Below are 14,071 nucleotides of genomic sequence, written 5' to 3' on the forward strand. Positions count from 1 at the left end.
GGGGGGGGGGGGGGGGCCCGCGGGGGGGGGGGGGGGGGGGCCGGCGCCGGGGGGGGGGGCGGGGGGGGGGGGGGGGGTTGTCCCCCCCCCCCCCCCCCCCCCCCCCCCGGCGCCGACCGTCCGTCCGGGAACCCACCGGCGCCCCGTACCGTCACAGGGACGGCCCCGGATCCAGCCCGGCCGATTCTGGAAGGAGACGCGAGCACGCGATGACGACGCCCCTCTCCTCCCCCGGTCCCGCCGCGGGTGCGCATCCCGGAGCCGACGAGCTGGCCGACCTCGCCGAGGACCTGCTGCCGCCCGTCGAGGCCGACGCACTGCGCCGGCACCTGGCCGGCTGCGCCGAGTGCCGGGAGACCGCCGACGCCCTCGCCGAGGTGCGGCTGCTGCTCGCCGGGGCCGGACCGGAGGCCATGCCGGCCGATGTCGCCGCCCGGATCGACGCCGCCCTCGCGGCGGCGGCCGAGGACGCCCCGGCGCCCGCCCCGGCCCCTTCCCCGCCGCTCCCCGCACCGTCCCCGCGGCCGGCCCCCGCGCCGACCGCGCCGACCGCTCCACCGGCCCGGCCCGCCGCCACCGGACCGGGCCGGGCGGCCCGGCCCCGGCGCCGCCGGGCCCTGCTGCTCGGCTCGGCCGCCGCGCTGCTCGCCCTCGGCCTCGGCGGCGTCCTGCTCGCACGGCCCTCCGCCCCCGGGCAGCAGGACCTCGGCGTCGCCGCCCACGCCCCCGCCGCCACCCCGGGAACCTCGGAGGGCTCCGCCGCCGGCAAGGCCGACCGCAGCGCCGGCGCCACCGTCTACCGGGAGGACCAGCTCGCCGCGCAGGTCCGGCAGCTGCTCGCCGCCGGTACCGCCCCCGCCCGGCCGGAGCGGCCCGTCGGGCCCTCCACCGGCGACGGCGCCGCCCCCTCGGACGGCTCCGGCGCGAGCGGCGTCCCGCCCGCCGAGGGCGGCCAGGGACTGACCGGCGGCGGCAGCTCCGCCCCGGCCTGCCCGCCGCCCAGCACCGCCGCCCTGCTGGCCACCGACCTCGGCAGCTACGCCGGGGCCCCCGCCGAACTGCTCGTCTACGCCCTGCCCGGCCGCCCCGACCAGCTCGACGTCTACCTCCGCTCCCCCGGCTGCGCGCTCCTGCTCCACCGCACGATCCCGGCCGGCTGACCCGGTGGTTCCCGTGCGATCCATGCCACCGGCCACGCGACACTCCCAGAGTGCGGGCGCCTGGTACTGATCCTCCTGGGAATGCGAGACACTGGTCAGTCGTTGTCCCGGGCGGCGGAGCAGGACCGCCCTCCCCGCAGCAAACGCGGGTCGCGATGCGAACCAGGAGATGCAGTGAGCGACGTCCGTAACGTGATCATCATCGGTTCCGGCCCGGCCGGCTACACGGCTGCGCTCTACACGGCCCGTGCCTCCCTCAAGCCGCTGGTCTTCGAGGGAGCCGTCACCGCCGGTGGTGCGCTGATGAACACCACCGAGGTCGAGAACTTCCCGGGCTTCCGGGACGGCATCATGGGCCCCGAGCTGATGGACAACATGCGGGCGCAGGCCGAGCGCTTCGGCGCCGAGCTGGTCCCGGACGACATCGTCGCCGTCGACCTCACGGGTGACGTCAAGACCGTCACCGACTCCGAGGGCAACGTCCACAAGGCCCGCGCCGTGATCGTGACCACCGGCTCCCAGCACCGCAAGCTGGGCCTTCCCAACGAGGACAAGCTGTCCGGCCGCGGCGTCTCCTGGTGCGCGACCTGCGACGGCTTCTTCTTCCGCGACCAGGACATCGCGGTGGTCGGCGGCGGTGACACCGCCCTGGAGGAGGCGACCTTCCTGTCCCGCTTCGCCCGCAGCGTCAAGGTCATCCACCGCCGGGACACCCTGCGCGCCTCCAAGGCGATGCAGGAGCGCGCCTTCGCCGACGAGAAGATCAGCTTCGAGTGGGACAGCGCGGTCGAGGCCATCCACGGCGACCCCAAGCTGTCCGGCGTCACCCTGCGCGACACCACCACCGGCGAGACCCGTGAGCTCCCGGTCACCGGCCTGTTCATCGCCATCGGCCACGACCCGCGCACCGAGCTCTTCAAGGGCCAGCTGGAGCTCGACGCCGAGGGCTACCTCAAGGTCGAGTCGCCCTCCACCCGCACCAACATCCCGGGTGTCTTCGCCGCCGGCGACGTCGTCGACCACACCTACCGCCAGGCCATCACCGCCTCCGGCACCGGCTGCTCCGCCGCCCTGGACGCCGAGCGCTACCTGGCCTCGCTGGCCGACCTGGAGGCCCAGGCCGCCACCGTCGCGGTCTGACCCGACCGACCCCACCGTCCGGGTGGGCGCGTTCCACGTGAAACACGCCCACCCCTGCCGGGCCGAAACAGAACCGCCCCGCGCGGTGTTGTAGACCTGGCAGAGCCCCCCTCCCGCTTGACCCCTTAGGAGTGATCGTGGCCGGCGCCACCACCACCGTGACCGACGCGACGTTCGATGCCGACGTCATCAAGAGCGACAAGCCCGTCCTCGTCGACTTCTGGGCCGAATGGTGCGGCCCCTGCCGCCAGGTGGCCCCGGTCCTGGAGGAGATCGCGGCCGACGCGAGTGACAAGCTCACCATCGCCAAGCTCGACGTCGACGCCAACCAGCAGACCGCCGCGGCGTACAACGTCATCTCCATCCCGACCCTGATCCTCTTCAAGAACGGCGAGCCGGTGAAGCAGATCACCGGTGCCCGTCCGAAGGCCGCGCTGCTGCGCGAGCTGGACGGCCTGATCTGAGGCAGCTCCTCCGCAATGCCGCGAGGGCGGAACCCCATCGGGGTTCCGCCCTCGCGGCATTGCCGGCCGCGCTCAGAAGGGCCGCAGCGCCGGTTCCTTCCGCCCGCCGCCCAGCAGCCGCTCCAGCGCCCCTTCGACGTCCCCCCGCCAGGAGAGGGTGGTCCGCGCCTCCAGCCGCAGCCGCGGGTAACGGTGGTGCGGACGGACGGTCTTGAAGCCGACCGCCAGCAGGTGCTCGGCCGGCAGCACACAGCTGACCGGTTGCCGCCCCACCGATCCGAACGCCTCGATCGCCCGGAACCCCCGCCCCCACAGGTCCTTGGCCACGGTCTGCACCAGCACCCGCCCGATCCCCTGCCGCTGGAAGCCCGGCAGCACCCGGCTGACCATCAGCTGGACCGCGTCCGAGGAGACCGGACTGGTCGGGAAGGACTGCGCCCGCGGCACGTACGCGGGCGGGGCGTAGAGCACGAAGCCGGCCGGCTGGTCGTCCACGTAGACCACCCGGCCGCAGGAGCCCCACTCCAGCAGCACCGCGGAGATCCACCCCTCCTTCTCCAGCTCGGGCTTGCCCGACTCGACCGCCGCCCGGCCGCTGACCGGGTCCAGCTCCCAGAACACGCAGGAACGGCAGGTCGACGGCAGATCCGCGAGGTTGTCCAGCGTCAGCGGAACGATCCGGCGTCCCATGCCCCGCACCTCCTCGTCCACTCCACAGTCGAGCATTCCCCCCGAACGCCGACGGGTGCATGTTTCACGTGAAACAGCGCTCACGCGGAACATGCACCCGCCTCCACCCCACGGTCGACCCGGCCTCAGCCCTGCGACAGCCGCAGCCCGTCGTCACCGGGCGCCATGCTGTCCAGGATCCGGTTGAGGTCCTCCACCGAGCCGAACTCCAGGACCACCTTTCCCTTGCCGAGCTTGCCGCCCCGCTGCGAGACCTCGACCTTCACCCGGGTCTCGAAGCGGTCGGAGAGCCGGCTGGCCAGGTCGTTGAAGGCCGGCGAGAGGATCTTGCCCGCCTTGGGCGAGGGCCGCTTGGGCTTCTCCTCGCGCTCCATCAGCGCGACGATCTCCTCGGTGGTCCGCACCGAGAGCCCCTCCGTGACGATCCGCTTGGCCAGCTCCTCCTGCCGCTCGACGTCCGGAGCACCGAGCAGGGCCCGGGCGTGGCCGGCCGTCAGCACCCCGGCGGCCACCCGCCGCTGCACCGCGGGCGACAGCTTCAGCAGCCGCAGGGTGTTGGAGACGTGCGAGCGCGAGCGCCCGATCCGGTCCGCCAGCTCGTCATGGGTGCAGGAGAAGTCCCGCAGCAGCTGGTCGTAGGCGGCCGCCTCCTCCAGCGGGTTGAGCTCGGCCCGGTGCAGGTTCTCCAGCAGGGCGTCCAGCAGCAGCTTGTCGTCCTCGGTGGCCCGGACGATCGCCGGGATCTGCTCCAGCCCGGCCTCCCGCGAGGCCCGCCAGCGCCGCTCGCCCATGATGAGCTCGAAGCGTCCGGGCGCCGCCCGGCGCACCACCACCGGCTGGAGCAGGCCCACCTCCTTGATCGAGGCGACCAGCTCGGCCAGCTTGTCCTCGTCGAACACCTCGCGCGGCTGGCGCGGGTTCGGGGTGATCGCGTCCAGCGGCAGTTCGGCGAAGTAGGCGCCGTCCACCCGTGCGAGCTCCGCCTCGGCGGCCTGCTCCCGCAGGCTCTCCGCGGCCGCCTTGGCCGCCAACGTCCCCCGGCCGGACGGCAGCACCGGCACCGCGGTCGGCGAGACCGCTCCGGGCGAGGCCACCGGAGCCGCCGCCGGCTGCGCCGCGGCGCCGGTCCCGGCTCCGCCGCCCGCCGGGGCAGCGGGGCCGATCAGCGCCCCCAGCCCTCGTCCCAGACCCCTGCGACCACTCACCGATTGCCCTCCGTCGTACCGTGCTGTGCTCCCGGGGCGCCCTGCCCCGAACCGTCCCGCTGCTGCCCCACCAACGAGCCGCCGGCCCCCGCGGACACCGCCCGCAGCGCCAGCTCCCGGGCGGCCTCCAGGTAGGAGAGCGCACCGGTGGAGCCGGGGTCGTAGGTGAGCACCGTCTGACCGTAGCTGGGCGCCTCCGAGATGCGGACCGACCGCGGGATCGCGGTGCTCAGCACCTCCTGGTGGAAGTGCGTCCGGACCTCCTCCGCCACCTGGGCGGCCAGCCTGGTCCGGGCGTCGTACATGGTGAGCAGGATGGTGGAGACGTGCAGCACCGGGTTGAGGTGCGCCCGGACCAGCTCGACGTTGCGCAGCAGCTGGCCGAGGCCTTCCAGCGCGTAGTACTCGCACTGGATCGGGATCAGCACCTCCTGGCCGGCGACCAGGGCGTTGACCGTCAGCAGGCCCAGCGAGGGCGGACAGTCGATCAGGATGTAGTCCAGCGGCTGCTCGTAGGCGGCGATGGCGCGCTGCAGCCGGCTCTCCCGGGCCACCAGCGACACCAGCTCGATCTCGGCGCCGGCCAGGTCGATGGTGGCGGGGACGCAGAACAGCCCCTCGACCTCGACCACCGGCTGCACCACGTCGGCCAGCGGCTTGCCCTCCACCAGGACGTCGTAGATCGACGGCACCTCGGCGTGGTGGTCGATGCCGAGCGCGGTCGAGGCGTTGCCCTGCGGGTCGAGGTCGATCACCAGGACGCGCAGGCCGTGCATGGCGAGCGAGGCGGCGAGGTTGACGGTGGTGGTGGTCTTGCCCACCCCGCCCTTCTGGTTGGCCACCACCATCACCCGGGTGGCGGCGGGGCGGGGCAGTCCTTCGCCCGCTCGGCCGATGGCCTGGACCGCAGCCTGGGCAGCACGCGCGATGGGCGTGTCATCGATCTGGTCGATGGTCTCCGAGTCCTGCATGGGGCTCAGTGTTTCACGTGAAACCGGAGCGGCAACAGTCGCCGCCCGGCTGCGCGAGAGGATTCCCGAGAGGAGAGAGCGACGTTTCACGTGAAACACCATGCCCGCAATGTCGGAATTCTGACGATGCGACACTCCGGTGGTCCGGGGTCGGCCTCTCCGTCTTCCTCCCGTCACCCGGATGCGGGAGTCCCCACCGCCGCCCCGGGCCGCAGAGCCGTGCCGGTGCCGGAACGAACGGGCGGGGAGGTCCCGAGGACCTCCCCGCCCGTGGCGGACGTCACGTCCGGCTCAGCGGCCGCGCCGCCTGGGGCTGCGGCCCCGGTCGCCACCGCGCACGGGGCCGCCACCGGCCCGGCCGGCCCGGGCCGCGGCCTTGGCCCGGCGGGTCGCCGCCTTCACACCGCCCGGGCTCTCCCCCACCTTGACCTGGACCACCCGGGTCGAGGTCTCCAGGGTGCCCTCGCCGACCGCGATCACCGACCACTCCACCGCACCGAGCTTCGCGAGCCCGGCCCGGGAGTCGGCCAGCTCCTGCTCCGCGCTGTCGCCCTTGAGCGCCAGCATCTGGCCGTGCGGCCGCAGCAGCGGCAGCCCCCAGCCGGCCAGCCGCTCCATCGGGGCCACCGCCCGGGCGGTCACCACGTCCACCGCCAGCTTGCCGACCATCTCCTCGGCCCGGCCGCGGAGCACGGTGACGTTCTCCAGCCCCAGCTCACGGACCACCTCCTCCAGGAAGGTGGTGCGCCGCAGCAGCGGCTCCAGCAGGGTCACCGAGACGTCCGGCCGCGCCAGCGCCACCGGGATGCCGGGCAGACCGGCGCCGGAGCCGACGTCGCAGAGCGTCGTCCCGCCCGGCAGCAGCTCGGCGAGAACGGCGCAGTTCAGCACGTGGCGGTCCCAGAGCCGGGGCACCTCGCGCGGCCCGATCAGTCCCCGGGTCACCCCCGAGGTGGCCAGCAGCTCGGTGTAGCGGACCGCGGCGTCGAACCGCTCGCCGAAGACCTCCCGGGCCACGGCCGGAGGGGCGGGCGGCGGCTCGACCGCCGGACGCCCGCCGACGGCCGCGCCCTCGGCACCCGGACCTCCGGCGCCCGTCTCCGGCCCGCCGGCAGGCGCGCTCTCCGTGTCCATCTCGAACTCTCCGCTCCCCGGATCCACCGACCCGCTCCTGCACCGTTTCACGTGAAACATCTCTCGCCGGGCCACCGCCCGCGAAGGGACGACGACCCCGTCCGCGCGGGGCGGACGGGGTCGGGTCCTCGTGTCGCATGCCGGCCGCCTCAGGCCGCCGACGGTCACCCTGCCGTCAGGCCGGGAGCACGACCACGCACCGCTGGGGCTCCTCGCCCTCCGACTCGCTGCGCAGACCGGCCGCGGCCACCGCGTCGTGGACGACCTTGCGCTCGAACGGGGTCATCGGGCGCAGCTTGACCTGCTCCCCCGAGCTCTTCACCTGCTCGGCGGCCTCGGCCCCGAGGGTCGCCAGCTCCGTGCGCTTGCGGGCCCGGAACCCGGCGATGTCCAGCATGAGGCGGCTGCGCTCGCCGGTCTCCCGGTGGACGGCCAACCGGGTCAGCTCCTGCAGCGCCTCCAGCACCTCGCCGTCCTGGCCGACCAGCCGCTGCAGGGAGCGGTCGTTGCCGTCGCTGACGATGGAGACCAGGGCGCGGTCGCCCTCGACGTCCATGTCGATGTCACCGTCGAGGTCGGCGATGTCGAGCAGACCCTCCAGGTAGTCCGCCGCGATGTCGCCCTCCTGCTCCAGGCGGGCGACGAGGTTCTCGTCGGCGCTGGCGGCGGCCTCGGCCTCGACGGCGGAGGTGGTGCCTTCCGTCACTGATGGACTCCTTCGGAGATGGGGCCCGGGTGGTGGGCCGGTAACGAGGTTCAGGGGGCCGTGGGAGCGGTCCGGTACGGACCGGTCACTTCTTCTTCGGCCGCTGACCGCTGCCGCGCTTGGGCTGCTGCCGGCCGCCGCCCTGCTGACGGGCCGCGCCCGACTTGGCACCCGCCGGGCGCGCCGCGGTCTGCTTGGCCGCACCGGCGGCACCGGCCGCACCGCTGCCGGAGGTCCCGCCGGAGCCGCCGGTACCGGCGGAGTCCGCCGGGGCGGCGTCGGCGGGCTGCTCGTCCGGGGCGTCCTTGGTCAGGCTGGTGGTCTGGCCGCCGGTGTGCTGGCGCTGGGACTTGGTCTGCTTCCGCGGCTGCTGCCGGCGCACCTGCACCGACTCCTCGACCACGGCCTCGGCGGTGACGGCGGACTTCTTCGCGGGGAGCAGGCCGAAGAGCGGGCCCTTGATGACCGAGCCGTCCGGGTTCAGCCGGCCGGCCTTCTTCAGGCGGGCCTGGCGCTCGTCCCAGGCCTTGCTGCCCGGCGTCGGGTTGTTGCGGATGACGATCAGCTGCTGGCCCATCGACCAGACGTTGGTGGTCAGCCAGTAGACCAGGACACCGACCGGGAAGTTGATGCCCATCACGGCGAACATGATCGGGAAGACGTACATCAGCATCTTCTGCTGCTGCATGAACGGCGTCTTCACCGTGAGGTCGACGTTCTTGGTCATCAGCTGGCGCTGCGTGATGAACTGCGACAGCGACATCAGGACGATCATCACCGCGACGACGATCTTGACGCTGACCTCGCTGCTACCCACGAAGGTGGCCGAGAGCGGGGCGCCGAAGATGTGCGCCTTGCCGGCGCTCACCAGCAGGTCGCCGTTGATCACGCCGATGGCCTTGCCCTTGGCGACCGAGGCCAGCACGCCGTAGAGCGCGGTGAAGAACGGCGCCTGCACGAGGATGGGAAGGCAGCTGGAGAACGGGTTGGTACCCGCCTCCTTGTACAGCTTCATCATCTCTTCGGACTGGCGCTGGCGGTCGTTCTTGTACCGCTCCTGGATGGCCTTCATCTTCGGCTGGATCGCCTGCATGGCCCGGGTCGCCTTGATCTGCTTCACGAAGAGCGGGATCAGGCAGATCCGGATGACGACCACCATCGAGGCGATGGCCAGACCCCAGGCCCAGCCACCATCCGGGTCGAAGACGTGGCTGTACAGCGAGTGGAACTGGACAATGATCCAGGACACCGCTGTGTACAGGGGGTTGAGGAAGGAGAAGGTCACCGGTCAGGCTCCTTGGACATTGGGATTGGCCCCATGGGGCCAATGGTCGCCGGGCCCTCTGGGTCCGGACCGGCGGGGGGCATGATCACCGGATGTCCGGCGGCGGCCCGGCCGTTCAGCCGGTCCCGCAGCCGGCGGTGCCACACCGGGTGCTTGCGCGGCGGGACGTGATCGACCCCGCCGGGAGTCCACGGATTGCAGCGCAGGATGCGCCACGCGGTCAGGGCGCCGCCCTTCACCGCCCCGTGCGTCTTCACGGCCTCGAAGCCGTAGTGCGAGCAGGACGGGTAGTAGCGGCACACCGGACCGAGCAGTGGGCTGATGGTCCACTGGTACACCCTGATCAGACCCATCAGCAGGTACTTCATCGCCCTGCTCCCGTCGGCGCCGAGGCGGCGTGCTCGGCCTTGAGCAGCCGCTTGAGCGCCGCGTCCAGGTCACGTTCGAGTTCCTGGTACGAGGCGGACGCGGCCGGGGGCAGCGCACGCACCACTATCAGGCTACCGGCGGGCAGCCGGGACAGACGATCACGCACGAGGTGGCGCAACCGGCGCTTGACCAGGTTGCGGGTGACCGCCGGGCCGACGGCCTTGCTCACGACGAAACCCGCACGCGCCGAAGGAGTCCCCTCGGCGACGTGCGGGCGGATGTCGCTGGTCCGGTCGGTGTGGCCCCCGGGGGCGTCCTCTCTGGCGAGGTGGACGACCAGCAGGGGCCTACCGGCCCGGCGACCGCGTTTGACCGCGGTCGCGAAGTCCTGGCGCCGCCGCAGCCGATTCTCGGAGGGCAGCACAACAGACTCTGGTGCGGATCAGGCGGACAGGCTGGCGCGGCCCTTGCCACGGCGGGCGGCCAGGATGGCGCGGCCGGCGCGGGTACGCATACGCAGCCGGAAGCCGTGGGTCTTCGCGCGGCGACGGTTGTTCGGCTGGAAGGTGCGCTTGCTCACTCGGGGGCTCCTGAGGTGAATCGTAGGATGACGGGGAGTCGCTTGGCCGTCACCGTGCGTCCGCGTGATCTCCCCATGTATCGGAAATCCGGCCCATCGCCCCAGTTCGGCTGGGGTTGGAGGCAATCCACGGCGCCCGTGCTGCGCGCCTTATGGAGCGGGTGGACCCGCGGACATGCGGCAGCGGCCATCGACAACTCGACCTGGTTACGGTACGCGGGACGGGGCGCGAGGGTCAAACCAGCCGCCCGGAGGCCGCTTACCCACAGCCTGTGGACAACGACTTGATCCGGCTCTGTTCGCTGACTACCGTTGCAGAACTTGTCTGGTTTGTTCATCGGAAAGCGTGCACCAGTGGCTGATGTCAACAGCGACCTCGTCCCGGTCTGGGCGAGGGTCGTCGAGCGGCTGGTCGGCGACCCGGACATCGGGGAGATGGACAAGCAGTGGGTGCAGCGCACCCAGCCCATGTGGATGATGCACGACACCGCCCTGCTGGCGGCCCCCAACGAGCGGGCCAAGCAGGTGCTGGAGGGACGGCTGCTGCCGCAGCTGACCGAGGCGCTCTCCCGCGAGCTGGGCCGCCCGGTGCGGATCGCCGTGATGGTCGACGCCAACGCCGTGCCGACCGCCCCCGCGTCCGCCGCGCAGGCCCCCGCCGAGCCGTACCCGAACCCGTCCGAGCAGGACGCCGGCGGCTACGGCGGCCAGGGCTACCCGCAGCAGTCCTACGAGCAGGACTACGAACAGGGCTACGAGCACGGCTACGAGCGGCCCCGCTACGACGGCGGCGGCTACGAGCAGCACCCCGCGCCGTACGGCGGCCCGGCGGGCGGCACCCAGGCCTGGCCCGGCTACCAGGAGCAGCCGCCGGCCTACCGCGAGCCCGAGGAGCCGGCCCCCCGGCCCGCGCCGCGGCACGTCCCCGCACCGCCCTCGACCACCCAGGGCGACCTCTTCGGCGGCGCCTACGGCCCCGGCCCGGGCGAACACCCGCGGACCGCCTCCGGCCGCCGCTCCCCCGCGGCCCGCCCGGCCGCCCGCGGTGCGGACAAGGCCCCCGCCGAACGCGCCACCGACCGCCCCGCGGTCCCCGGCGTGCCCGCCCCGCCCGGCGCGCCCCCGGCCGGCGGCTCCCGCAAGGACGAGCCGGCCGCCAGGCTGAACCCCAAGTACCTGTTCGACACCTTCGTCATCGGCGCGAGCAACCGCTTCGCGCACGCGGCGGCGGTGGCGGTCGCCGAGGCCCCGGCCAAGGCGTACAACCCGCTCTTCATCTACGGCGAGTCCGGGCTGGGCAAGACCCACCTGCTGCACGCCATCGGGCACTACTCGCGCAGCCTCTTCCCGGGCACCCGGGTGCGGTACGTGTCCTCCGAGGAGTTCACCAACGAGTTCATCAACTCCATCCGGGACGGCAAGGCGGACACCTTCCGCAAGCGCTACCGGGACATGGACATCCTGCTCGTGGACGACGTGCAGTTCCTGGCGAGCAAGGAGTCCACGCAGGAGGAGTTCTTCCACACCTTCAACACCCTGCACAACGCCAACAAGCAGATCGTGCTCTCCTCCGACCGGCCGCCCAAGCTGCTGACCACGCTGGAGGACCGGCTGCGCAACCGCTTCGAGTGGGGACTGATCACCGACGTCACCCCGCCGGAGCTGGAGACCCGGATCGCGATCCTGCGCAAGAAGGCGATCCAGGAGCAACTCAACGCTCCCGCCGACGTGCTGGAGTTCATCGCGTCCCGGATCACCCGGAACATCCGGGAGCTGGAAGGGGCCCTGATCCGGGTCACCGCCTTCGCCAACCTCAACCGGGCCCCGGTGGACCTGGAGCTGGCCGGGATCGTCCTCAAGGACCTCATCCCGGGCGGCGACGAGGACGCCGGGCCGGAGATCACCGCCCAGGTGATCATGCAGCAGACCGCCGCCTACTTCGGGCTCGGGGTGGACGACCTCTGCGGATCCTCGCGCAGCCGCGTGCTGGTGACCGCGCGTCAGATCGCCATGTACCTCTGCCGGGAGCTCACCGACCTCTCGCTGCCGAAGATCGGCGCGCAGTTCGGCGGCCGCGACCACACCACGGTGATGCACGCCGACCGCAAGATCCGGTCACTCATGGCCGAGCGGCGCTCGATCTACAACCAGGTCACCGAGCTGACCAACCGCATCAAGAGCTAGCGGGGCGGCCCCCGCGGGGCCGGCCCGGCATGGCCGGAAGAGGGCGTCAGGAGCGATCCTGACGCCCTTTCGGCATATCCACAGGTGTGCACGGCGGTCCGCCGGGGCAGGGATGCGGGGGACGGACGCCCCGCCAGTCCACAGCCCGCGCCGAACATCTGACCAGGGATTCGAACGACCCCGGTGCGCGAGGCGGAAATCCACAGGCCGGGCGGGTTCTGCGTCATCCACAGGCCCGGGCGCCGTGAGTTATCCAGAATTCCTCCACAGGGCGCCCGCCGCTACGCTCTTCCGCGCAGGTCAGGTGCCTGTGGACTTGTGCACAACCGTTGTCCACAGGGTGTGGACAACCGGCGCCCCGTCCGTGGGCCGTTCGGGTTGTCCACCGGTTGTCCCCAGGCCGGGCGGGGTTATCCCCAGGTTGTCCACAGCTGCGTCCACAGTTCGACAAGCTTCTGCCCTCGTTCATGCCCAGGTGTGAAAGCCGTCACGAAAAGTTGACCGGTGCCCGTGGATAACCGGGTCCGGATCTGGGGACGGTGCTGGGGATAACCTGTGGATACCCAGCGTGCCCTGTGGGTAACGCTCCGCCGTCCACAGCGGGCCGTGTTCGTCCACAGCCGCGGTCCACAGCTCCTGTGGACAAAAAACCGGGCCTGACCTGCGAAAACAGGGTTATCCACGGTTTCCACAGGCCCTACTACTACCACTACACCTATAGACCGTTCGCCTCGTTCAAAAGCGGGTGGGGTCGAAATCTGTGGACAACCGCTGCCCGACATCCGTTCGAGTTGCTTCCGCCCGTCTGCCCCGTCTGTCGGTGGAGTACGTCAGACTGTCCTCGGCGACTGGAAGCGGAGCGGCGGAGCTCGGCGGACAGCCGCGGCGAAGACCAAGATCAGAAGAACCAGACGTGCGAGCGGGAGCGCTCGATCCAGGAGGCGGTTACCGGTGAAGTTCCGGGTGGAGCGTGACGTCCTCGCGGAGGCGGTGGCCTGGGCTGCCCGCAGCCTCCCGGCACGGCCGCCGGTGCCGGTGCTGGCCGGCCTGCTGCTGACGGCCCAGGACGGCAGCCTGGCGCTGTCCGGCTTCGACTACGAGGTCTCGGCCCGGGTCGAGCTGGAGGCCGACATCGAGGAGGCCGGCACCGTGCTGGTCTCCGGCCGGCTGCTCAACGACATCTCGCGCAACCTTCCCAACAGGCCCGTGGAGATCTCCACCGACGGCCAGCGGGTCAGCGTGGTCTGCGGCAGCTCCCGGTTCACCCTGCCGACCCTGCCGGTGGACGAGTACCCGGCGCTGCCCCAGATGCCCACCGCGACCGGCACCGTGCCCGGCGACGTGTTCGCCTCCGCGGTCAGCCAGGCCGCCGTGGCCGCCGGCCGTGACGACACCCTGCCGGTGCTCACCGGCGTGCGGGTCGAGATCGAGGGCGACCGGATCACGCTGGCCGCCACCGACCGCTACCGCTTCGCCGTCCGCGAGCTGCTGTGGAAGCCCGAGCAGTCCGACATCTCGGCGGTCGCGCTCGTCCCGGCCAAGACCCTCCAGGACATCGCCAAGTCCCTGGGCAGCGGCGACAACGTCTCCATCGCGCTCTCCTCGGGCGGCGCGGGCGAGGGCCTGATCGGCTTCGAGGGCGCCGGCCGGCGGACCACCACCCGTCTGCTGGAGGGCGAGTTCCCGAAGTACCGCAGCCTCTTCCCGACCGAGTTCAACGCGATCGCGGCGATCCAGACCCAGCCCTTCCTGGAGGCCCTCAAGCGCGTCTCCCTGGTCGCCGAGCGCAACACCCCGGTCCGGCTGAACTTCGAGGAGGGCGTGCTCACCCTGGAGGCCGGCTCCGGCGACGACGCCCAGGCCACCGAGCGGATCGACGCCTCCCTGGAGGGGGACGCCATCTCGATCGCGTTCAACCCGGGCTACCTGGAGGAGGGCCTCAAGGCCATCGACTCCGCCTACGCCCAGCTGAGCTTCACCACCCCGACCAAGCCCGCGCTGCTCAGCGGCAAGGCCGCGGTGGACGCCGAGGCCGACGAGGCCTACCAGTACCTGATCATGCCGGTCCGCCTCTCCGGCTGAGCCGGCTCCGCTCCGGGCAGGTCCGGCCGCCACCGGACCTGCCCGGAGCCGTTCGTCCACGGCTCCGTCCACAGCCCTGTGAACAAACCTGTGGAACCTCC

Annotated in this window: 14 protein-coding genes and 1 pseudogene (1 of these 15 cut by a window edge); 6 read left to right on the plus strand and 9 right to left on the minus strand. The window is 72.2% G+C overall.

The annotated features are described in order from the left end of the window. From sigM to trxA, 4 genes and pseudogenes are all read left to right on the plus strand, one after another. Positions 1–44: pseudogene (sigM, locus tag ACF1AK_RS07410) on the plus strand (RNA polymerase sigma factor SigM); its annotated part reaches 646 nt to the left of the window's first position; the annotation flags it as partial. 165 nt (positions 45–209) lie between these two features. Further along, complete coding sequence (locus ACF1AK_RS07415) at positions 210–1,160, plus strand: zf-HC2 domain-containing protein (protein WP_391498051.1); 951 nt, start codon at positions 210–212, stop codon at positions 1,158–1,160. A 174-nt stretch (positions 1,161–1,334) separates the two neighbouring features. Next, positions 1,335–2,300 carry a thioredoxin-disulfide reductase gene (gene trxB, locus ACF1AK_RS07420; protein ID WP_391497772.1) on the plus strand — a complete coding sequence of 322 codons (966 nt, stop codon included), beginning with the start codon at positions 1,335–1,337 and terminating at the stop codon, positions 2,298–2,300. Between the two features lie 137 nt (positions 2,301–2,437). After that, positions 2,438–2,764 (plus strand): thioredoxin, encoded by a 327-nt coding sequence (gene trxA, locus ACF1AK_RS07425; protein ID WP_391497773.1) that lies wholly within the window; start codon positions 2,438–2,440, stop codon positions 2,762–2,764. Positions 2,765–2,836: 72 nt separating this feature from the next. On the opposite strand, the gene ACF1AK_RS07430 is transcribed toward trxA, so the two are convergent. The 9 genes from ACF1AK_RS07430 to rpmH all read right to left on the minus strand — a co-directional run bounded on the left by ACF1AK_RS07430 (position 2,837) and on the right by rpmH (position 9,704). Further along, positions 2,837–3,454 (minus strand): GNAT family N-acetyltransferase, encoded by a 618-nt coding sequence (locus ACF1AK_RS07430; protein WP_391497774.1) that lies wholly within the window; start codon positions 3,452–3,454, stop codon positions 2,837–2,839. 125 nt (positions 3,455–3,579) lie between these two features. Next, positions 3,580–4,659, minus strand: coding sequence for a ParB/RepB/Spo0J family partition protein (locus tag ACF1AK_RS07435; RefSeq protein WP_391497775.1), 1,080 nt, complete (start codon positions 4,657–4,659; stop codon positions 3,580–3,582). Then, entirely contained in the window at positions 4,656–5,630 is a 975-nt protein-coding gene (locus tag ACF1AK_RS07440; RefSeq protein WP_380287934.1) for a ParA family protein, read from the minus strand. The genes ACF1AK_RS07435 and ACF1AK_RS07440 overlap by 4 nt, the downstream gene beginning before the upstream one ends. A gap of 291 nt (positions 5,631–5,921) precedes the next feature. Then, entirely contained in the window at positions 5,922–6,764 is an 843-nt protein-coding gene (gene rsmG, locus ACF1AK_RS07445) for a 16S rRNA (guanine(527)-N(7))-methyltransferase RsmG (protein ID WP_391497776.1), read from the minus strand. Positions 6,765–6,939: 175 nt separating this feature from the next. After that, positions 6,940–7,470 (minus strand): protein jag, encoded by a 531-nt coding sequence (locus tag ACF1AK_RS07450; protein WP_391497777.1) that lies wholly within the window; start codon positions 7,468–7,470, stop codon positions 6,940–6,942. Positions 7,471–7,555: 85 nt separating this feature from the next. After that, entirely contained in the window at positions 7,556–8,755 is a 1,200-nt protein-coding gene (gene yidC, locus ACF1AK_RS07455; RefSeq protein ID WP_391497778.1) for a membrane protein insertase YidC, read from the minus strand. After that, positions 8,752–9,123, minus strand: a complete 372-nt coding sequence (gene yidD, locus ACF1AK_RS07460; protein WP_391497779.1) for a membrane protein insertion efficiency factor YidD — start codon at positions 9,121–9,123, stop codon at positions 8,752–8,754. Before yidD ends, yidC begins: the two co-directional genes overlap by 4 nt. After that, positions 9,120–9,548 (minus strand): ribonuclease P protein component, encoded by a 429-nt coding sequence (gene rnpA / locus ACF1AK_RS07465; protein WP_391497780.1) that lies wholly within the window; start codon positions 9,546–9,548, stop codon positions 9,120–9,122. Before rnpA ends, yidD begins: the two co-directional genes overlap by 4 nt. A gap of 18 nt (positions 9,549–9,566) precedes the next feature. Beyond that, positions 9,567–9,704 (minus strand): 50S ribosomal protein L34, encoded by a 138-nt coding sequence (gene rpmH, locus ACF1AK_RS07470; RefSeq protein WP_030059672.1) that lies wholly within the window; start codon positions 9,702–9,704, stop codon positions 9,567–9,569. A gap of 354 nt (positions 9,705–10,058) precedes the next feature. Between rpmH and dnaA the strand changes: the two genes are divergently transcribed. After that, positions 10,059–11,888, plus strand: a complete 1,830-nt coding sequence (dnaA, locus tag ACF1AK_RS07475; RefSeq protein ID WP_391497781.1) for a chromosomal replication initiator protein DnaA — start codon at positions 10,059–10,061, stop codon at positions 11,886–11,888. 951 nt (positions 11,889–12,839) lie between these two features. Further along, positions 12,840–13,970, plus strand: coding sequence for a DNA polymerase III subunit beta (dnaN, locus tag ACF1AK_RS07480; protein ID WP_380287948.1), 1,131 nt, complete (start codon positions 12,840–12,842; stop codon positions 13,968–13,970). Positions 13,971–14,071 lie beyond the last annotated feature (101 nt).

Origin of the sequence: Kitasatospora sp. NPDC015120 (assembly GCF_043080305.1) — a bacterium.
Lineage (GTDB): Bacteria > Actinomycetota > Actinomycetes > Streptomycetales > Streptomycetaceae > Kitasatospora.